Below are 19,360 nucleotides of genomic sequence, written 5' to 3'. Positions count from 1 at the left end.
TAAAATGGACTTGAAAAACTAGACCAGATCATAAAGTTTATATTGGGTTTCGTTGAAAACATTAAAGATCACTAACCAATGAAATATTATGAAGGAGATTGCTCTATACAATCCTTTTTTTGACCGTGTCTTGAGGTATCATAAGTGAATCTGAAATGGACTATAACGCCTGTTTTGTGCGCATTCTTCATTCTTCTGATGTTGAACGGAGCGGCGTCTGCGAGAGTTGATATCTTCGAGGGGGATATCAAAGAAGGAGATGGATACCAGATCAATAACTATGTTATTGATATCACGGACGTGTTCGTGGAAGCAAATACCGCTTCCTACTACGTATATGAAAAAAACACAAAAATAGAGACCGGCCTGCTGGACGTAAACGAAACTGCTGAATTCGATTTTGAAGATGAAGGGAAATTATATCTGCGTTTGAAATCCGTGCACGGAGGAATCATTCCCAGAGCTACTGTCGAGATCACTGTTTCCAATTATGATAAATCGGAGATTTACAGCAATGAGCTCATTGACGGAGGTCACTCTGAGGCTTCCTATGGTATTCCGGACCTTAAAATAACGAAGGAAATTGACAGGGATACTGTAAACGTTGGGGAATCCGTAACCGTTACCGTAAAAGCGATAAACACCGGAAGCGACATTGCAAAAGATGTAATGTTTATTGACCCCAAACAGGAGCATTTTATCCTTGAAGATACGACATATGAAGAGATCTCTGTGGATGAAGTAAACACAGGGGAATCCGTTCTGGTCTACATATATGAGCTAAAAGCAATGGAGTCCGGGGATTTTAAGCTCAGGCCAATCACCGCGACTTACACAAACAGTGTGGGTCAAAGTTATGAATCCGGGTCCAATTCACCCATGGTCAGTGTAGAAGGAGCCGGAGCCTCGAAAGCTAACATTGAAACTGAAATGAATGTGGACTCAAAGATTTTAAAAAGAAATGATAAAGTAGATATAACCTTCACTCTCAAAAATACCGGCGGCACTACGGCACAGGCAGTCCGTCTTGAAGTCCTGGTCCCTGAGGGGTTTGAATATGTGGGAGGGGATGAGGAATTTGAGGTCGTTAGCGGAAAGCCAAGAATCTATATCGAAGCCCTTCATCCAGGCAATGACAAGGAAGTTGGCTGCACCCTCAGGGCAAATGAGCTGGGGAGTTATTCCCTCAAAGGAGGGCTTTCTTACGAATATAAGAATGGTCTGGGCTCTGAAAACATCGAGGAAAGCAAAGAAATAAGCATTTCTGGCATTTCCGTGGAAAAAGGGAAGTATGATCATCTTTTAGAGTTACCAATATATCTATATGCAATTCCCCTCCTGCTCCTTGTCGGAATAGGAGCGTACCTCTACAGGAGACACAACGAATATAAATTTTAAATGATATTCATGCATAAAGTACATAAGAGCCTGGCGGAAACCAGTTTCGGAAAATATGGCCTCAAGCCCCGGATTCGCTCCAAACCCCCTCAGTCCCGGGCAGATAAATGTAAATATATTTAAGGAGGAGTATTTTGCTCAACATACTAGTAATCGGAAACGGGCAGTGTGGAAACAGGATTATGGATTCCATTAATAAGCATGCCTTTGGTGGAAAAGGCGGCACGCTCGTCAAATTCTATTCAAAGCAGAAGTTCAAGAGCAACGTTCAAACCATTGCGATTAACACTGCTGTCAATGACCTAAAAGAAATGAAATATACGAGAGCAAAGGACAGGATCCACATCCCCCACCTGCACGGCGTTGGCGCGAACCGGAACATCGGAAAAAAGGTGTTTGAAGAGAAAAAAGAAATGGTTATGCGCGAGATTGAGGGAAGGGGAAACTTTGACATTGCTTTTGTCATAACCTCAGCTTCCGGCGGTACAGGCTCTTCTTTTACCCCCCTCATTATAAAAGAACTAAAAGAAAGATATGACTATCCGGTCTACGCCGTTGTTGTCCTGCCTTTCAGGGAAGAAGGGACCCTTTACCTGCAAAATGCGGCTTTTTCCCTGCGTGAGATCCGCGAGAGCGGAGTGGACGGGATTATCCTCTCGGACAACCAGTACCTGAAAAACATAGGGGGCAGCATCCAGGAAGCCTACGATGGGATCAACGACATGATCGCCGAACGTATCCTCTTCCTGGTCGATGCCCTGGACAGCGAAATGATGATGGTAACGGACCTCGGGGATTTCAAAACGGTCATGAAAGGGGGAGCTGGCCTTGCGACAATCGGCTTTTACAGAGCAGAAAAAGACATGCCCGTAAAAACTGCGATCCAGAATGCTCTTTCCCCATCAGGCCTCCTTTTCTCTACCGATATTTACCAGGAAGCCAGTAGAGCAATGGTCATCATCAAGGGCGACCAAAAATACCTGAGCATCGACGAGATCTCAAACGAGATTGAAAAGCTTTCAGGAGCCGTGGGGCATGTCTTTAAAGGTATAGTCGTGAGAAAGGGAGAAAGTCCCCAGGTGCTTGCGGTCCTGACCCTTGAATCAGCCCGGGAACTTGAAAGCCTCTATAACATCGCCGTCCAGGCCATTCATCACGAAAGAGACAAAAAACAGCGTGTAGAGAGCGGAATTGAACTGGACAAAACCTTTTCACAAATCGAAGGACTCGAACCCGAATACTGAAAACCGAATACATAAGGCCTTAAAAGGCCTTTACCTTTCTCCTTTTCTGACTACTCTTCTTTTCAATGATCCTTTTTTAGGAAAAAACAGGGCTAATCCCCGCCATTTCAATGGTGGGGTACAGCTTGCATACTTCCGAATAAAAAATAATTAGTTTCCCGTAGGGATTACCAGCCTGAACCCGTTAAAGGACTCAACGGTCACGGGCAGCTCATAAACCGCTTCGATGACCTCCGGGGTGATAATCTCGGGCCCTCCGTGGGCAAAGATTTTCCCTTCCTTGATGATCAAAAAGGAATCAGCGTAGCGCAGCGCCAGGTTTATGTCGTGCATGGTCAGGACAACGGAGATGTTCTGCTCTTTTGCTACCTGCCTGATGGCATCCAGGATTTCGATCTGGTTTTTGAGGTCCAGGTTGCTCGTGGGCTCGTCAAGGAGAATAAGGTTGGGTTCCTGGACAAGGGCCCTTGCAATGGCCACTTTTTGAAGTTCTCCCCCGCTCATGCTGTCGATATTGCGCAGGGCAAGGGCCTCAAGCCCAAGCATCCGGACTGTTTCAGTGACTATTTCCAGATCCCGGGCTTTTACATTCCAGCCAAGCCTGGGCTTCCTGCCCAGGAGGACCGCGTCAAAGGCCGTAATCCGGCTTGTTTCCGTGCGCTGGGCAACGTAGCCCAGCCTTTTTGCGATTTCATCCCTGCCAAGGGCAAGGAGGTTTTCCCCTTCCACCATGACGGCCCCACTTTTTGGTTTCAGTATGGAGTTTATACAGCGGAGGAGGGTGGACTTTCCGACCCCATTCGGGCCGAGCACGACAACCACCTCTCCGGGAAGGACTCCGAAATCAATATCCTTTAAGATTTGCCGGGTCCCGTAATCAAATCCGAGTTCCTGTACATCAAGCATCAATGTTTGTACCCCCTGATAAGCAAATAGAGGAATAAAGGCGCGCCTGTGAACGCCGTAAGAATTGCCACGGGCAGTTCATGAGGAGCCATAATCATGCGGGCGGCGGTATCCGACCCGAGCAGCAGCAGACCTCCGACCAGGCAGGAGGCCGGTAAAAGGAAACGCTGGTCGTCGCCTACAAAGCGACGGGAGATGTGAGGGCAGACCAGGCCCACAAACCCAATAACTCCCAGGAAAGAAACGATAAAGGCCGTTACAAGGGAAGCTATGAGCATCCCGTAGAACCGGATCTTTTCCACCTCGACCCCGAGCCCCTTTGCGGTCTCGTCCCCGGCGTCGATGGCGTTGTAGTTCCAGCGGTTAAGGTAAAAGTAGAGCAGTGCCGGCACGACCACGGCCGTGATTATGACAATGTCGCCCCAGTGGGCTCTTCCGACGTCCCCGAAGGTCCAGAAGACCACGGCTGCGAGCTGGGTGTCGTCGGCAAAGTACTGGAGGAACATGGTGCCCGCCGTAAAAAGGGAAGAAAGGGCAACGCCTGAGAGTATCATAACCTCGGGAGAAGAGCCCTTATACTTCGCAATCGCAAGCAGCGTGAAGGTTGCGAGCATGGAAAAAGCAAAGGCCACGGTGGTCGTGACATAAGGATTGTTGAGCACAACCGCACCCGCCCCGGTGCTCCTCATGCTTCCTGTCCCGAGCACTATCACGGAAAAAGCGGCCCCGAAGGCGGCGGCGTGGGAGATTCCCAGGGTATAGGGAGAGGCAAGAGGATTGCGGAGAATTGACTGGAGAGCAACTCCCGCAACCGAGAGCCCGATCCCCGAGGCGATTGCGGCAAGGGCTCTCGGGAGACGGATCTGCCAGACGATGGTGTTTGCGTTTCCGAGGTCTGCCCCCAGGAGGACCCGAGCCACGTCCATTGTGGAAACATTTGCGGCCCCCACAGCTATGGAGTAGAGGAAGAGAAAGATCAGTAGAATTATTGAAAAGCCAATGAATGCGTATTTTTTTCCAATGTATTTGTTATATTCAGATGAAAACGTGTTTCCTGCATTTTTATCAGTAAGCTTTCCCGCAGGTTTTCCTATTATCTTTCTTATTATCTTTCCTGTTAGCTTTATCCCGCTTTTGCCTGCCAAGTCCATTTCAGCGTTCTTTGTCAGTTCCATTGTCGCAGCCTTTGTGAGTTTTTCCCTGTTTCCTGATTTTTTATGAAGTGTGGAGGATGGGATCTGATGAATTTGAATTTTTAGAGCCTGGATTTGTTGAGCCTGAATGATATAAATCTGAATAAACAGGAAAACAGGCCCTTAAAGGCCCGTTTCCCCGTTTCCCCGTTTTTTCGTTTTCCCGTTTCCCCGTATCACTCAAGGGAGAGTTTTCCGAATCCTCCGTCGAATCCCAGTTTCATTGTTTCGTACACCGGTTCCCCGAAGAGGAATGTATAGATTTCATCGGCTTTTACCTCGGGGTCGATGTCTGCAAACCTGTCAGGATAAACGACCGTTCCGACATAGTAGGAAGCAGCGATCACGGAACCCTGATTGGAGGAATACCAGTTGTAGGGCAGGACCCCGTAGACCTCGCCTGCCTTTACGGCGGTCAGGGCCGTGTAAGCAGGGTCTTCTTTTAATTCGTCCAGGGCCGAAGGAGATGTCTGGTAGGTGGACAGGTCAACGAAAAGGATTTCCGGGTCCCATTCCATGATAGCTTCCTTTGAGGCGTCCCCGTGGTCGGTGCCCATTTCTGCCGCCATATTTTTGGCGTTTATGAAGAGGAAGGGCGGGTAGGTGGGTTCCGTTGACTGGTAACCGTGTGGCCCTGCGTAGGCAATGCCTCCAACATAAACGTTCTTTTTCTCCTCCTCCGGGACGTCCGCCGTCCTGGAGTTCAGATCTTCGATTTCAGAGTCAAAGAACCGGATAAGTTCTTCGGCCCTCTCATCCTTTCCCATGACCTCACCCATAATCCTGAGAGAGTTATCCATGTCCTCCCTGTAAACTCCGAGGTTGCCGTAGTTCAGGGCTACCACAGGAATCCCGGTTTTAGCCGAAAGTTCATTGGCGTCCCCGGCGTTCCCAACTGACCCTGTAAAAGCCCAGAATATAACTTCCGGGTCCAGGATCACAATTTTTTCAGGATCGGTGTTTCCTCTGTACTCTCCGATAAGGGGCATTTCCTGGAACTGTGGATTGGCAATTGCATAAGGGCGACGGTTTTCGTCTTTACGGAGTTCGATGTCCTCGACTCCGACAACCGCGGCCTGGCCGTCCAGGTAGCAAAGGTAGCGCAGGGCTCCGGCCCCCTGACAGACAACTCTTTCAGGGGATTTCGGGACCGTAACTTCTCGCCCTATCCCGTCGGTAATCGTTATCATTTCCGGTGATTTGCCAGCAGAGGAGGATGAGGCCACGGTTTCAACAGGAGATGCAGGATCCCCCTCCCCACTTTCAGAAACCCCGTTTTCAGAAACCCCGCTTTCAGTGGAGGAACCCACACATCCAGCTCCCACGCAGGCAAGCAGAAGGAGTAAAACAATAACACATGAATATTTTTTATTGATCATACCGATAGTCACCACAGATCGTGTTTAGTATTAATAATAGCTATTAAAGTATGAATTATGTATGTTGAGGTGCCCATTTAGTATAAATCTTACGATATTATCACATACAGATAAGATATAATCAATTACGTTTGGATAAGAATGTACAAAATAGTAATAATAAGTTATATCAAAAAATACAATCGATTACATCAAATATGTATCCTGTTAATTATTTGACATAATATTCCGGGTTCAGAAGGGCCTGTAACAATGGGGGAAACATTGGAAAGGCGGTCAAAATAGTTTTTTTAGGAATGATTCAAATATAATATTAAGTATTTTGGTTTACCATTTCTTAACCACGGAACACACGGAAGGACACGGAAACCGGCCTGATGGCCGGTGAGTACGCCGGGACTTTAAATAATCGATTCAGAACCTACTGTGAACAAAACACCAGAGCAACCGTACTTGTCGTCTTCCTACATTCTTTTTTCCGTGCTTTTCCGTGTCTTCCGTGGTTTGAATACACACACCAAAACACCTTCACCAACAAAAACACAGTAAGAATTAAACAGAAAGAGGCAGAGCTAACACTACTGGAAAATATATCAAAAAACAGAACTTAAAATTAAGGACTTAGGGAAAGTAGAAAAGAGTAGTAACCGCCTGCCTCGAAAGGCACGACGATACTTATTCTTTAAAAATGCAGTTTTATCTGGTAATCAGCATTTCTGCGGTCTCGGGCTTGTAGACCCATTCGACAGGCAGTACTTTTTCATTATGATAGTACTTGACAAGTCTGCGGATCTTAGCTTCCGTTAAATTCATGGCACGCTTGTTATGCATGTCCTTCTTGTTGACTATAAGGTGTTTTCTGAGCTTGAGGGCCTTTACGATCAGGTTGTAAAGGTCTTCAGGGACAGAGGGGGCCACGTTATTTGCCTTGAGGACTTCGGTGAGCTTCATGCCGGTGAGGAGCTTGATGTCAGGGACTCCGTAGCGGTCTCTCAGGATCATTCCGATCTCAGCGGTTGCGATTCCCTGTTTCCATAGGTCGAGTATAACGGTGGTTACTTCTTCACCGTTTAATTTGCACCACTCAGGAACTTCGGTTCTGCGTGGACGGGTAGAAGAAGACTTACCTTTTCTTCTGGTGTGCATTTTTGCCATGTATCATTTCTCCTGAAATCAATTGATCAGTGCCCGGAGGAAAACCTGCCAGACTGAAGTTATATCTTTACCGACTATAACGGAACAATATACGGAGATTTTGCGCACATCATAATCATGCACGGGATGCCAAATCTCTGGCAATATAAACCTTATCGGTGAAAGTATCACCTTGAATTACAGCATAGTTTATATAATTTGTGTTGGGACCTGGGGGGAAAATCAGGCTGAAGATAAGGAAGAAGATGCCCATCAGGAAGACGGCATCCATCAGGAAGAAGGCGCCCAGAGACATAAGACAGCCCTTGCCCCCCCGGGGTTTATCTTCCTGTAAATAGACTCGACCTGAACATCCCGGAGGCTTCGGACCTCCGATACGTTTCCTGACTCGATCATCTTTGAAACCGTGGCGTTGATTTCAGGAGATAGTTCAGTTTCAAGGCCTTCTCTTATCTGGTATTTTATCAGGGGATGGAGCAGGGCTTTAAGGTCAGACAGGTCCGGGACAGGAATCTCTTCTGAAATGTTTCCAGAAATATTTTCAGAAAGGTTAAAAACCCCGGAAAGCCGGTCTGCAAAAAAGAACAGAAAGGCCTCGTCCGGTCCCCCTATCTCGTTTTCAGAAATTTCATCTCCGGCGGGAGAATCCGAAACTCCGTAAAGCAGGGTCTGCATGGACTCTCCCCCTTCCTCTTCATCTCCCCCAAAAACTGAGCCGAAGTATTCCGATGGAAAAAGGAGTTCTTCCACAACAGTGGCCCCCTCCCCGGCTGCCGCGTCAAGGGATTCGGAAAAAGCTTTTGAAAGCCTCTCTTTTCTCATTTCGTTCGAAGCGTTCAGAGAGCTTTCATTTGAAGTGTTCAAAGCAGTTTCGTTCGAAGCATTAAAGACGGTTTCAAGGACAGAATCGTTTACACAGAGCAGCAGGCCCTCTTTAGAGGGGGACGTGGTAAACGGGGGCATGGAAATTTTCACGCTCTGCCGGACCGCTGAGATCGGGGCATCTTTTCCAAGCACGATAACACTTCCCAGGGGAAAGCCCTCCACGGGATACCAGTACGCTTCAAAACGGTAGCAGTACCGGCCGGAAAACTCCTGATCCAGGTGGGCTTCCAGGGTTTCGGAAGTCCGGGAAACGTGGGCTCTTGCGAAGGGGTTTGCGAATACCGGAGTCCCGCCTCCCGAAAACATCAGGTTGAACGCGAGGTTTTCGGCTGTCAGGTCCGCAAAGCTCCTGTGTTTCTGCTCTTTTCCGAAAAGGGCCCGGGAGGGGCTTTCAACCACGGAATTTGTGGGAGGGGTGATGTTCAGCACGGAAAATGGGGAAATTTCATAATCAAAGCCTTCGGGACAGCAGGTGAGGAGAGTTTCAAGGACATGGGAGTCCATTTCGGAGCCTGTGGTATAACCGGCCGCTGTGTACTGCTCTTCCGCACTCAGGGTGGGCAAGAGCATAACTCCCGAGAGGGAGACCAGCACGAGTAAAAAGAGAGCATCAAAGACCGTGGAATAGCCGCTTGAGTCCGAAACCCAGCGTCCAGGATCGGTTTTCATTTTTTTCATCAAACCCACCCCGTGTCATAGAGAAAAACGGTAAGGGTGCCGGGGACGGTTTCTGCCGGGCTCAATTCGATTGCCACGGGCACGGACGCAGCAATCCGGTCCCCCGAATCCGGAAAGCCTGCGGCCGGGAAAAACCAGGCAGCTGAGGCAGCCGGAACTTCCGGTTCTATCCGCCACTCCCATTTCCCGTCTTCCGTCCTGACCTCTACAAAAAAAACATAATTACCCGAAAAACCGGTAAAAAGTTTCTCTCTGGCTTTTTTTCCTGATGGGTCGGCAAGTTCGTCAAGAGCGGCCGCCGAGAAGAGGCCGGAAAGGGGGTTTTCTCCCTCACTTCCTGCGCTCACCCCAACTCCAACTTCTCCGTTCTCTCCGCTCCCTTTCGCCAGAAAGGCCCCGTTTCTGGCAAGGTTTTCTGCAAGGAGAGTTGCGCTTTCGTAGTTTTCAAGGGCAAAAGAATGCTCTTCGTAGGCCAGGTAGGTCCGGGAAAGGATTGCCGCAAAAACCACAAACCCTATGACGGCAAGCCCAACCGCGAGGAGGTCGGTCTGTGGCTCTAAAAAGGCCCTTTCGTTTTTCAGGAAGCCTGATAAATGAGAAGAGGCCGGACGGGGAGAAACAGAAATCTTACTATTGCCGGAAAACTTATCGGAAAACTTACAGAGAATGGTATTGCTGTTGCTGGAAAATTTACTGATAAACGAGTGTACACCCAAGGACCGAGACCCCCTCATTTTCCTTTATATAGATGAATTCATTTCGTATGCAGACAGCCTCTCCGGGGTCCAGGACCGTTTCCAATCTAAGTCCTGACAGGTATTCTCCGACTTCCGCATAGTCTGCTAAAACCGGCCCCTCCTTTGTCCCTTCAGCCCCGAACCGGGCCTGGAGTTTTTCCCTGAGTTTCACCTCATCCAGGGGCAGGGTCAGAAACGTAAACGGCTTTACCGCTCTGAGTGTTTTTCCATCGAGTCCGGAATCCAGCCTGATGTATTCCCCGGAGACCCTAACTTCAAGCCCCTCTTCTAAAAGAAAGCCAGTATATTTCCTTTCCCGGCCCAATCTTTTTTCATCAAAATAGTAAAAGGAAGTTTTAGGGCCTGACTCCCCCCCTTCCTGGAAATTCCCGGCCCCGGCTTCGTCCACAGTCGCCTTGAAATCTCTGGCAAGCACTTCAAGGGCTTCCTGCGCCTCCACTTCCCGAAAATCGGCAGTAAGCTGGAAAAGGGCTGCAAAAAGGATGAAGCTCGCAAGGATAAGGGCCGCTTTCGATATGAGAAAATCAGCCCATGCAGCCTCGTCCTTTAAAAAGTTCCGACATTTACGGGCCGGGATTTTCCCTCTCAAAGTCCCTCTGCCCCCGAAACAAGTATAAATAATTTTCCAGAGTCTCCGTCTTTCACACTCAAAAGCCGTAGCCTGTATTTTCCCGGCCCAAAAACCGCCGTTCCGTTCAATTCGGAATTTGAAAAGAGGCAGTTTGTGGCAAAAAAGTGCGATCTTTCCCCGGCAGTAATATAATAGTTGTCCGCAGCCTCCGGCCAACCGGTTTCATTTCCGGGAAGGGCTCCGAATCCTACCCACACGCCCTCGGGGACCTCAAGCTCGAAAGTGACGGAACTGCCTTCCCCCCGCAGGGAAAGCTGCTCGGCCGCACCCACAAACCCCAGAACCTCAGCCGTGAAGCTGTTCACTTTCAGGTCTTCCATGACGCCAGCGAATGAAATTGCAGAAATAATTATGATTAACGTAAAAAGAATAACTGATGCTGAAAAGCGGACCTGAAGCCCGCAAACCGCAGACTCTTCCTCCCCCAGAAGAGCGGCCCTTTCAGTAAGGTCTGGCCTGAAACCTGACGTAAAAATTCCCCCCATTCAAAAATAAAAACTTGATAAAAGTTATGCGGAATTTAATCTGTTAGTATATAAAATGTGGCACTTATAAAAATATTTAAAATCAGTATTGGATCTTCCGGAGAATACAGGCCAGAGGTTTTATCCCGGCCTGCAAATATGATTTCAAAAATATTGGAGGGAAGAGAGGGCTTTTGAGTTCTGATTTTCGGGAAAAACAGGCCCTCAACGCCCGCCAGAGGCGGGCGGCCTTTTCCGGATAAATATAAAAAAACAGATGATATCAGAAAACAGATGATATCAGAAAACAGGTCGGACGTTTTGAGCCACGAATGGATACGGATAAACATGGCCCCCATCCATGTTTATTTATGTTAATCCGTGGTTTTATTCTCTAATTTTTGAACCGCTGCAATGTACTATATTGTATTGTATTGTATTGTACTATATTTTACTGCTTCAACACCTTTTCAATAAGCTCTTCCTCACTCAGGGGATACTGCTCCCCGGAAACCATGTCTTTCAGGGTGAGTTTTCCGGCTTCGAGTTCTTTTTCTCCGAGGATGAGTACGTAGTCTGCTTTGATGTTGTTTGCGTGGGAGAGCTGGTTCTTGAAGTTTCTTTCCATCAGGTCAAGGTAGACCGGGAAGTGTTTGCGCAGCCTGTCCGCGAGTTTTACGGCCTCAAGGTGGGTCTGGGGTTTTGATACCAGGACTACCTTTTTGACGGTTTCGGGCTGGAGTTCGCAGATTTCCAGGATCCTGTCAAAGCCTATCCCGAAGCCTGTTGAGGGGACGTCTCCGCCTCCGAAGAGCTTGATGAGTTTGTAGGAGCCGCCGCCGCAGACCTGTTTCTGGGCGCCCAGCCCTTCGGCGTAGATTTCGAAGACCAGGCCCGTGTAGTAATCAAGCCCCCGGGCGATTCCGAAGTCCAGGCTGTACTCGACTCCGTAGGCCTCAAGGAGGGTGAGCGTTTTTTCGAAACTGTCGAGTTCGGGGAGGTCACCTACGATTTCTCTGGCCTGAGAAAGGATACCCTGGCCTTCGAGTTTGATGAGTTTTAAAAGGTCGGCCCTTAACTTTTCATCTGCCTGAATCTCCTCCAGGAAGGTTTCAAGCCCCTCGTAGTCTTTTTTGTCCACGAGCCTCATGACACTGCTTACGTTTTCTGAGTCGAGGTTTTCCAGGACCTTGCGGATAACGGCGAGGTTTCCAATTTTCATATTCCCTTTGACCCCGACGGCTTTCAAAATTGCCTGGGCGAGGGCTATTACCTCGGCGTCGGAGTCGGGCTTGCTGCTCCCAATGAGCTCGGTTCCGAACTGCCAGAACTCTCTGAACCGGCCCTTCTGCGGGCGTTCGTAGCGGAAGCAGTTTTCAAAGTAGAAGAGCTTCAGGGGCTTTGGAAGGTGCTGGAGCTCGTTTACGTACATGCGCATGACAGGGGCCGTAAGCTCGGGTCGGAGAGTCATTTCCCTGCCCCCCTTGTCCGTGAAATTGTAGAGTTCCCCCACGACACCTTCCCCCGACTTCAGGGTAAAAAGGTCCAGATGCTCGAAGGTGGGGGTGATAACCTCATCGTAGCTCCAGTTCAGGGCGACCTTTCTCATAACGCTTTCAACGTACCGTCTTTTGGCGGTAATTTCCGGTAAAAAGTCCCGGGTCCCTCTTGGCCTGTTAACTGTCATTTTTAAATGCACCTGGTATCAATGAACAATATAATTAGTAAATAATGGTTGGGTAGATAAACGGTTTTTAAATTAAAATATTACTGAAAAAGCACTGGATCTCGATTGGCACGTTATCGACTCTATTTAGGTCTTTAGGCTCTTTCAGCTTTTATGAAGCTAGTAGTTAAAAGCAAGCTATTTTACTTTTTCGTTGTGGCTCATTCTCTCCGGTTAAAGTTGATACCCTGGGCCTTGAATTATAAGCAGTTATCAGTAACTCAGAAGTCAGGTCCGTTCAGGAACCCGAATTGCGCTTCGGAAGCACACTTCGGGCTTTCAGGCTTCGCCGAGGCTATCCCTCAGTTCCAACTTAAAGTGGTAAAGTAGTAAGTGGTTACAGATTCTTCAGGACGCGAAAACCGAGGTTGCGGTCATGGTAGCTGGTGGCGCTCCAGTTGCGGTACGCTGACCCGCAGTACCAGGCAAAGCGGTTCCAGCTGCCGCCCCGACTGAGCCGGTTCAAGCTACTTCCACTTTCCCATACACTTCCATCAGATGGAGCCCCATCATAGTCATTGTGCCATCTGTCCTGACACCATTCCCAGACATTTCCATGCATATCGTAAAGGCCCCAGGGATTGGGCTTCCTCTGACCAACTGAATGAGTACTGCTATCGGAGTTGTCATAATACCATGCATAATCCCCAAGTTTTGATTCGTTATCACCAAAGTAATATCTTGTTGTAGTGCCAGCACGACATGCATACTCCCATTCGGCTTCAGATGGCAGACGATATTTGTCCGTGCCTTCCTGTTCATTGAGCTTTTCGATGAACTCCTGAACCTCATTCCAGGATACTTCTTCAACGGGAAGATCATTACCTTTGAAATTAGAAGGGTTACTGCCCATCACTTCACGCCATTGTTTCTGGGTTACTTCGTATGTGCCCAGGTAGTAAGACTCTTCAATCGTGACTTTGTGAAGAGGGCCTTCGTCACTATTTATGGTCCCTTCATCTGCAGGGAAGCCCATCATAAAATCTCCTGCAGGAACCTTCATGAATTCCATGCCAATTGAGTTTGTGTAGTCAGAGTCAATTACTGATTTTTGGGATTCAGTGCAGCCCAGTACCCCGCAAAAGAGGAGCATAATTATCAAGGTATTAATTATTTTATTCCTTTTTTCAACCATTTTATATCCCCATTTAAAAGATATTTGTTACATCACAGGTTAGAAGGCTCAGCACCTCAGCACCTCAGACCCGGCGGCTTACACACCCGAGTTCCGCTTCGGGACCGGAAAAATCTTGATTTTTCTTTTAGTTGCGATGAAATCGAAACAGCACGAAGGGGGTCCCCGTTTAGGTCGCTTTGCTCCCTCACGCGGACTAATTGTAAGCAGTTATCAGTAACTTGTAAGTCCTTATATGTATAATTGTCAAAGTGAGTATTAATGAGTGAAGCGACAACAATTCCGGTAACAAAGGATGTCCGAGACAGACGACTAAAAACGTATGGTATGGAAGGGGAAACCTACAATGATATTCTCAAGCGTTTGATGGATGAAGTTGATCATGAGTCATTTATGGAACGCCAGTATAAAAAACTTGAAGAAAAAGGGAAATTTGTTTCCCTTGATGACATCTGATGGGGAAAACAACATTACACTCACTCCACACCGGCAAAAATGTCTTCCAGATCAAAGGCCATTACCCCTTGCTCCTTTAACTCCGCTTTATTCTCAATCTTCCTTGCAGCAATGGCGAAATACTCTTTCCCCTCTTCGTTATGCCATTGCACAGCCACGGACTTCTCCTTCAGGTCATGCAAAATCTTTCCTGCACTCTTAGCTGTCAGGGTTTGCCATTTGCATTCAACGAAGAGGACCTCCTTCGAATCCTCATTCAGGGCAACGAGATCAATCTCATAGACATTTGCACTTTTTGGTTTTCCCCGGATCTTGCCCCATTGCCGCCCTATTCTCTCAAAAGCAAAAGGCAATTTGCCTGCCACATTCAGGTCTATAAAGTATTGTTTGACAATCTCTTCAAAAACATGGCCGAGATAATGGTCGTATGAGCTGGCAATCTTTGATACAATGGCACCTCTGTTAATCTCCAGCATGGATCTCGTCGGAAATACATAGGTGTACCAGAACCTCATGAAATTGTCCGAAAGAGCATAGACCGAACCGGTTTTTATGTCCCTGCTCTTTTTGAGGGTCACAGGCCATTCCCTTGAGAGGAACCCAAGCCCGATTAAAACCCGCAGATATTTAGGGATATTATGAACGGGTATGCCGGTTTCGTCCGCGATCTCAGAGACCCGACTCTTTCCCCTGGATATCGCCTCAAGGATCAGCTCGTAGTTTGTTGGCTCCCTTAACTTTTCCTTCAGCAGGAAGATAGCCTCATCGTAAAGAAAAGTGGCTCTGTGCAGTATATTCTTATTGACGTTATCGATGAAAGAGAGCCCCCGGTCGAATTTGTTAAGGTAGGCAGGCACTCCCCCCAGGCAGCCGTAGATCCTTACGATTTCCTCTGCATCCTGTTGAGGGAAAAAATGCCTGATGTGCCTGAACTTAAGAGGTTCAACCTTAATCTGCCCGCTCCTCCGGCCATACAGGGGAGAGCTGTACCCAAGCACCTCGTTTTCCATCATGCCCACACTTGAACCAAGCAGGACCAGCATGACATTGGCATCCTTAAGATACAGGTCCCAGGCTGCCTGAAAAGCCGACATAGCCGCACTGCTACCTTCTATCAGGTAGGGGACCTCGTCGATTATGATAAGAGGCTTGCCTTCCGTCTGCTCTGCAACAAACCTGAGGGCAGCATCCCATTTTGTTATCTTCGGCTGGTAGGTCCCAAGCTGTTCGGCCGCTTTTTCCAGAAAATCCTCTACCTGCCGTTCAAGGTCCAGTTTCTGAGACAGATAATATACAGCCGGTTTTCCGGCCGCAAATTTCAGGGAAAGCTCGGTTTTTCCAACCCTCCTTCTCCCATAGATAACAACAAGCGAAGAAGAATCCCTGGCATATTCGGCCTCAAGGAAACCAAGTTCTTCAGTGCGGTTAATAAATAGACTCATAATCCTAAGTATTAGGAGTATAATAATTTATGAGTTTCTGTCCCGCCCGAGTTGCCATGAATGCAAGAATTTTTGGTAATGGTTTTTCAGCTTCAACTGAGAATTAAGTATTGAGATATAGTTAGGACTTACGCAGTTGAACAAAAACCAGTAGCATGAAGCACCAAACTGTTTAAAGCACATATTCATGACAAGCTCTCATGTGTTTGGTTTTACATCTCAAGTGCGTAACTCATAATAGTAACTTTTAAGTACTTTGTCAACTCACCCAATTTATGAAAAAAATGAATGAGTGCACAGTGAAAAATGGGGATATTAAATATAAAATATCCAACAATGAAGATGAATTTTTATTTGTAAGTGAAGTTGGAAATAAAAAGAATGAGTTGTTAGATGATCTATATATATTTCTTGGAGTTGACTGCCCTCGAGTCGAACCTGCCAAGGATATGACAAAAGTTATGGGTCGGTGCATTGTTGAACCTCTGGAGAATAACCAACCATTTAGCATGAATATAAATTTATTTTATCGGTTTGGAAAATGGGCAACGTATTTAACCAATCTCCATATCTGTAGAGGCGAAGCCGCAAGAAGAGTTCTTAAAACAATATTAGGGATCGAACTTTCAAGAGGCGATATAAGTTATATCAATCGCATAATAAATGATTATCCTCCGAAAGGGCTGGACGAAATATACTCCAATGTCACAAAAAAAATTAATGAAAAAAGAGATCTCATCGTAGAATCCGAGTAACATCATAAATATTTATCCAACTTTAGAACTTGGAATTTCTGTCCGGAATCGGACATTGTATACTCAACGAAATTCCCAATAACAAAGATGAAAGGATACATAATCTGCTTACCTGCGACGCGTAATTTCTAATGCTCTCCAAGTAGATTCTCCAGATCTCATGATTTTTTTATCTTTTGTATAGAAAGATGTTCCACCGTTATGACCATTGACGGCCTTCTCTGGAATTCGACCCTCTCCTATACAATAACGTCTATACCATTCTTGAGACTTAGTTTTGGGTAAATACTTAGCCATTATTTCCTTAGAAGTAAAGTTACAACACAACTCGATATTTAATAATTGTTCCTTATCTTTCCGTTTTCTATCTTCTGCGATTCTTTTTTCCATTTCAGAAACCATAAAAGAACATATACATTATAAAGTATTTATATTTTTAGACAAGTCATTCATATAACTCGTTAATGATCTTATTTACATCAGTAATTCTACATTGCATAATATTTTATAAAAGTACTACTGATATTTTAAATAAATCTTACGTAACTACAGAAAATATTAGTATGTAAAATTGCTTTATTTGGTCCAAAAAAACCACAATTCCTTAATACGTTTTCCCATGTAGACCAATTTTAATCTGAATTTCGGGTGCCTATGCGCTGAAGGGAAAACTGGTTAAATTTCCCTCAGGACACGGAAACCGAGGAAGGGGTAATGGACGACAGGGTCGTTGCGGTATCTAGTCACAGGCCGACAGTCCCCAGCGTAGCTGGACCAGATACCCCCCCTTGAGACTCGGCAAAAGTCAAGTTCATCATCCCATACGCTTCCATCAGAAGGAGCGCCTTTATAGTTATCATGCCAGCTGTCCTGACACCATTCATTAACATTACCATGAATATCATAAAGACACCAGGGATTTGGTTTCTTCTGACCAACGGAATGAGTCTTATCATCTGAGTTGTCATAATACCATGCGTAATCCCCAAGTTTCGACTCATCATCTCCAAAAGAATATCTGGTTGTTGTTCCAGCTCGACAGGCATATTCCCATTCGGCTTCAGATGGCAAACGATATTTGTTTGTACCTTCCATTTCATTGAGTTTTGCGATAAACTCTTGAACATAATTCCAGGACACTTGTTCAACTGGAAGATCACCGCCTTTGAAATGTGAAGGATTGTTGCCCATCACTTCACTCCATTGTTCTTGGGTTACTTCATATTCACCTAAATAGTAAGGCTCTTCAATCATGACTTCATGAACAGGAACTTCGTCATGAGATCTGCCTTCTTCATCAGAAGGCGAACCCATCATAAATTCCCCCGCAGGGATCTTAACGAATTCCATGTCTATGGAATTTGTATAGGTATCCAAATTTTGAGAAGTATCTGTTTGAGCAGAATTAGTTTTTACTGTTGCTTCAGGAGTATCTTCGTCGGTGTTTTCAGAAGAAGTAGTTACAGAAATTGGCTGGATTTCTTGAGGAGTGTCACCAGAGTCGCTATTCAAACCAAGGAACATAACCACGGTGCCTATAAGAAGGATGCCAAAAATGAGGCTGAAGACAAGGATTCCTTTTCCGGAAGAACTTCCCGGTTTTTTTGGAGGAACTTTCTGTTGAACAGGAGACTTTGTTTCCTGTTTTGCAGCTTGAGCTTTTGCGGTTTCTTCAAACTTTCTTCTTTCAAGTTCTTCCTTGGCTTTCCTTTCAGCTTCTTTTCTTTGCTTTTTGAGCATTTCCTGCTCTTCCTTTTCCCTTCTGGTTTTTTCCTCTCCCTCTCTGCGTTTTTGTTCCTTTTCTTCCCACTGTTTTCTTGCTTCTTTTTCTTCTTCTCTTTGTTTTCGTGCGACTTCTTTAAGTTTTCTTTCTAGAATTTCTCTTTTCCGAGCTTCTTCTTCTATCTGCTTGCGGAGTTCTTCCTGCTGCTTTCTTTCCTTTTCTGCCTTTTCCTTTCTGCAAAGCCTTTCCTCTTCGGCTTTCTTTAAGCGGACTTTTTCCTGCTCTTTGCGCAGCTTCTCCGGTTCTTCATTTTCCTCTCTGGCTTCGTCCTTTTCGGAGATAAAGGTGGAGTGCTGGACTACACTGTCTTCCACGAGAATGTTAACAGGACATTTCCCGCCCATATCGCAGAGGTCAAGTAAGTTGCTCCTCTGAATAACAGAATCTTTAATTGTTACATTGATAACGTTGCCTTTGCCACTCGCCCGGAATTCTATACCATGCTTAAGGTCACGCCCGACTTCTGCGAGGAGGCCCGTCAGGGCTTCGGCGCTTTCCGTGGCTGCGAAGAGTTCAAGGAGCTGCTTTTCGGAGGAAATCGAGACTTTGATCACGATGTCGGCTTTCGTGACTTTGGTTTTCCCGTAGTACCAGATCTCCCAGTTACTGCCGTCTTTTGTCTTAAGAGTGCGGACGTGGCGTACGTCGTGCTTTTCCACGACTTCACGGGTGATTGAGGCGAGTTTGCTTATGTCGAAGCCGTGCTGGATTTCGTAGACCTTGCTGTCCTTGCTCGGGAGCTTTTCTATGAACTCCTTGAGCCTTCCCACGTTGATGTCAAGCTCGGTCTTGATGATCGGGCAGACCACGCTGATAAGTTTTGGCTCCATATAAACAGAGCTGCGATTTCCTCCTGCATCCCTGTAATTTAGCTGGCATTCGATTTCCGTGCCCCTGGAACACATAAGGGGATCAAAATAGACGGCAATGGATTTGGACGTGCCCCCGTTTATGTTGCTCAGCAGGATTTTGCTGTTCCTTATATCGTAGGGCGGTTCGTAATGGTCTATGCGGAGGAGGTCATTTTCAAAAAGAAAGTCGAGAGTGACGTCTGTTATTACAGAAGGAGCTTTGTTCGAAACAGACATCTTTAAGCGTATAAAACCCTGGTAGAATTCGGTTTCACGCTTAATCTCAATTTGAGAGTCCAATCTTATTTACCTCTCGACTTCGGGCAGCGTATTACTTTCTGGATAATAATGAAGAGTGTTTCCGAATGATATTATAAAAGAATTTTGTTTTAATTTGAAAGGGGCCAAATATAATATCTATACTCATACATGTCTGGTTTTCTGAATTATATTGGATTATTCCCTGCATTTTGATGCGGAATTCCCAACTCAAAAAGAAACCCTTTAAGCCCCCATATTCA

At 46.4% G+C, this 19,360-nt stretch carries 18 protein-coding genes; 4 read left to right on the top strand and 14 right to left on the bottom strand.

Annotation, left to right across the window (positions count from 1 at the left end; translation table 11 throughout):
- Positions 1-144: 144 nt before the first annotated feature.
- Entirely contained in the window at positions 145-1,398 is a 1,254-nt protein-coding gene (locus tag ACZ5QV_RS11535) for a BatD family protein (RefSeq protein WP_464599945.1), read from the top strand.
- Positions 1,399-1,532: 134 nt separating this feature from the next.
- Positions 1,533-2,642, top strand: coding sequence for an FtsZ/tubulin family protein (locus ACZ5QV_RS11530; protein ID WP_464599944.1), 1,110 nt, complete (start codon positions 1,533-1,535; stop codon positions 2,640-2,642).
- Positions 2,643-2,792: 150 nt separating this feature from the next.
- Here the strand turns inward: ACZ5QV_RS11530 and ACZ5QV_RS11525 are convergent, their stop codons facing one another.
- The 11 genes from ACZ5QV_RS11525 to ACZ5QV_RS11475 all read right to left on the bottom strand — a co-directional run bounded on the left by ACZ5QV_RS11525 (position 2,793) and on the right by ACZ5QV_RS11475 (position 13,552).
- Entirely contained in the window at positions 2,793-3,548 is a 756-nt protein-coding gene (locus tag ACZ5QV_RS11525; RefSeq protein WP_464602097.1) for an ABC transporter ATP-binding protein, read from the bottom strand.
- Positions 3,548-4,723 carry a FecCD family ABC transporter permease gene (locus ACZ5QV_RS11520; protein WP_464599943.1) on the bottom strand — a complete coding sequence of 392 codons (1,176 nt, stop codon included), beginning with the start codon at positions 4,721-4,723 and terminating at the stop codon, positions 3,548-3,550. The genes ACZ5QV_RS11525 and ACZ5QV_RS11520 overlap by 1 nt, the downstream gene beginning before the upstream one ends.
- Before the next feature lie 194 nt (positions 4,724-4,917).
- Positions 4,918-6,120 (bottom strand): iron ABC transporter substrate-binding protein, encoded by a 1,203-nt coding sequence (locus ACZ5QV_RS11515; protein ID WP_464599942.1) that lies wholly within the window; start codon positions 6,118-6,120, stop codon positions 4,918-4,920.
- A 696-nt stretch (positions 6,121-6,816) separates the two neighbouring features.
- Positions 6,817-7,275 (bottom strand): 30S ribosomal protein S15, encoded by a 459-nt coding sequence (locus ACZ5QV_RS11510; protein WP_464599941.1) that lies wholly within the window; start codon positions 7,273-7,275, stop codon positions 6,817-6,819.
- A 115-nt stretch (positions 7,276-7,390) separates the two neighbouring features.
- Positions 7,391-7,570 carry a hypothetical protein gene (locus ACZ5QV_RS11505; protein ID WP_464599940.1) on the bottom strand — a complete coding sequence of 60 codons (180 nt, stop codon included), beginning with the start codon at positions 7,568-7,570 and terminating at the stop codon, positions 7,391-7,393.
- On the bottom strand, positions 7,546-8,838 hold the full coding sequence (locus ACZ5QV_RS11500; protein ID WP_464599939.1) for a hypothetical protein: 1,293 nt from the start codon (positions 8,836-8,838) through the stop codon (positions 7,546-7,548). The genes ACZ5QV_RS11505 and ACZ5QV_RS11500 overlap by 25 nt, the downstream gene beginning before the upstream one ends.
- The gene (locus ACZ5QV_RS11495; RefSeq protein ID WP_464599938.1) at positions 8,838-9,554 is read right to left on the bottom strand and encodes a hypothetical protein; all 717 of its coding nucleotides are present in this window, start codon (positions 9,552-9,554) and stop codon (positions 8,838-8,840) included. Before ACZ5QV_RS11495 ends, ACZ5QV_RS11500 begins: the two co-directional genes overlap by 1 nt.
- Positions 9,529-10,185: a hypothetical protein gene (locus tag ACZ5QV_RS11490; protein ID WP_464599937.1), complete on the bottom strand. Its 657-nt coding sequence runs from the start codon at positions 10,183-10,185 to the stop codon at positions 9,529-9,531. The genes ACZ5QV_RS11495 and ACZ5QV_RS11490 overlap by 26 nt, the downstream gene beginning before the upstream one ends.
- A complete protein-coding gene (locus ACZ5QV_RS11485; RefSeq protein ID WP_464599936.1) occupies positions 10,182-10,712 on the bottom strand; it encodes a hypothetical protein in 531 nt (176 codons plus the stop codon). The genes ACZ5QV_RS11490 and ACZ5QV_RS11485 overlap by 4 nt, the downstream gene beginning before the upstream one ends.
- A 430-nt stretch (positions 10,713-11,142) precedes the next feature.
- On the bottom strand, positions 11,143-12,378 hold the full coding sequence (hisS, locus tag ACZ5QV_RS11480) for a histidine--tRNA ligase (protein ID WP_464599935.1): 1,236 nt from the start codon (positions 12,376-12,378) through the stop codon (positions 11,143-11,145).
- A 376-nt stretch (positions 12,379-12,754) separates the two neighbouring features.
- On the bottom strand, positions 12,755-13,552 hold the full coding sequence (locus ACZ5QV_RS11475; protein WP_464599934.1) for a formylglycine-generating enzyme family protein: 798 nt from the start codon (positions 13,550-13,552) through the stop codon (positions 12,755-12,757).
- Positions 13,553-13,813: 261 nt separating this feature from the next.
- Between ACZ5QV_RS11475 and ACZ5QV_RS11470 the strand changes: the two genes are divergently transcribed.
- Complete coding sequence (locus ACZ5QV_RS11470) at positions 13,814-14,008, top strand: hypothetical protein (RefSeq protein ID WP_464599933.1); 195 nt, start codon at positions 13,814-13,816, stop codon at positions 14,006-14,008.
- Positions 14,009-14,028: 20 nt separating this feature from the next.
- Here the strand turns inward: ACZ5QV_RS11470 and ACZ5QV_RS11465 are convergent, their stop codons facing one another.
- Positions 14,029-15,450, bottom strand: coding sequence for an ATP-binding protein (locus ACZ5QV_RS11465; protein ID WP_464599932.1), 1,422 nt, complete (start codon positions 15,448-15,450; stop codon positions 14,029-14,031).
- Between the two features lie 299 nt (positions 15,451-15,749).
- Between ACZ5QV_RS11465 and ACZ5QV_RS11460 the strand changes: the two genes are divergently transcribed.
- Positions 15,750-16,205 carry a hypothetical protein gene (locus tag ACZ5QV_RS11460; RefSeq protein ID WP_464599931.1) on the top strand — a complete coding sequence of 152 codons (456 nt, stop codon included), beginning with the start codon at positions 15,750-15,752 and terminating at the stop codon, positions 16,203-16,205.
- A gap of 108 nt (positions 16,206-16,313) precedes the next feature.
- Here the strand turns inward: ACZ5QV_RS11460 and ACZ5QV_RS11455 are convergent, their stop codons facing one another.
- Positions 16,314-16,607, bottom strand: a complete 294-nt coding sequence (locus ACZ5QV_RS11455; protein WP_464599930.1) for a hypothetical protein — start codon at positions 16,605-16,607, stop codon at positions 16,314-16,316.
- 273 nt (positions 16,608-16,880) lie between these two features.
- Positions 16,881-19,139 carry an SUMF1/EgtB/PvdO family nonheme iron enzyme gene (locus tag ACZ5QV_RS11450; protein WP_464599929.1) on the bottom strand — a complete coding sequence of 753 codons (2,259 nt, stop codon included), beginning with the start codon at positions 19,137-19,139 and terminating at the stop codon, positions 16,881-16,883.
- Positions 19,140-19,360: the final 221 nt, after the last annotated feature.

It is taken from the genome of Methanosarcina baltica (assembly GCF_055394095.1).
Note: the sequence above shows the minus strand (reverse complement) of the source record. Positions and strands in the feature narration are given on the sequence as shown.

Coding starts and splice junctions, on each gene's coding strand:
- ACZ5QV_RS11455 (WP_464599930.1), bottom strand. CDS start 16,607: ATGGTTTCTGAAATGGAAAAAAGAATCGCAGAAGATAGAAAACGGAAA.
- ACZ5QV_RS11485 (WP_464599936.1), bottom strand. CDS start 10,712: ATGGGGGGAATTTTTACGTCAGGTTTCAGGCCAGACCTTACTGAAAGG.
- ACZ5QV_RS11520 (WP_464599943.1), bottom strand. CDS start 4,723: ATGGAACTGACAAAGAACGCTGAAATGGACTTGGCAGGCAAAAGCGGG.
- hisS (WP_464599935.1), bottom strand. CDS start 12,378: ATGACAGTTAACAGGCCAAGAGGGACCCGGGACTTTTTACCGGAAATT.
- ACZ5QV_RS11525 (WP_464602097.1), bottom strand. CDS start 3,548: ATGCTTGATGTACAGGAACTCGGATTTGATTACGGGACCCGGCAAATC.
- ACZ5QV_RS11475 (WP_464599934.1), bottom strand. CDS start 13,552: ATGGTTGAAAAAAGGAATAAAATAATTAATACCTTGATAATTATGCTC.
- ACZ5QV_RS11465 (WP_464599932.1), bottom strand. CDS start 15,450: ATGAGTCTATTTATTAACCGCACTGAAGAACTTGGTTTCCTTGAGGCC.
- ACZ5QV_RS11505 (WP_464599940.1), bottom strand. CDS start 7,570: ATGTCTCTGGGCGCCTTCTTCCTGATGGATGCCGTCTTCCTGATGGGC.
- ACZ5QV_RS11510 (WP_464599941.1), bottom strand. CDS start 7,275: ATGGCAAAAATGCACACCAGAAGAAAAGGTAAGTCTTCTTCTACCCGT.
- ACZ5QV_RS11500 (WP_464599939.1), bottom strand. CDS start 8,838: ATGAAAAAAATGAAAACCGATCCTGGACGCTGGGTTTCGGACTCAAGC.
- ACZ5QV_RS11515 (WP_464599942.1), bottom strand. CDS start 6,120: ATGATCAATAAAAAATATTCATGTGTTATTGTTTTACTCCTTCTGCTT.
- ACZ5QV_RS11470 (WP_464599933.1), top strand. CDS start 13,814: ATGAGTGAAGCGACAACAATTCCGGTAACAAAGGATGTCCGAGACAGA.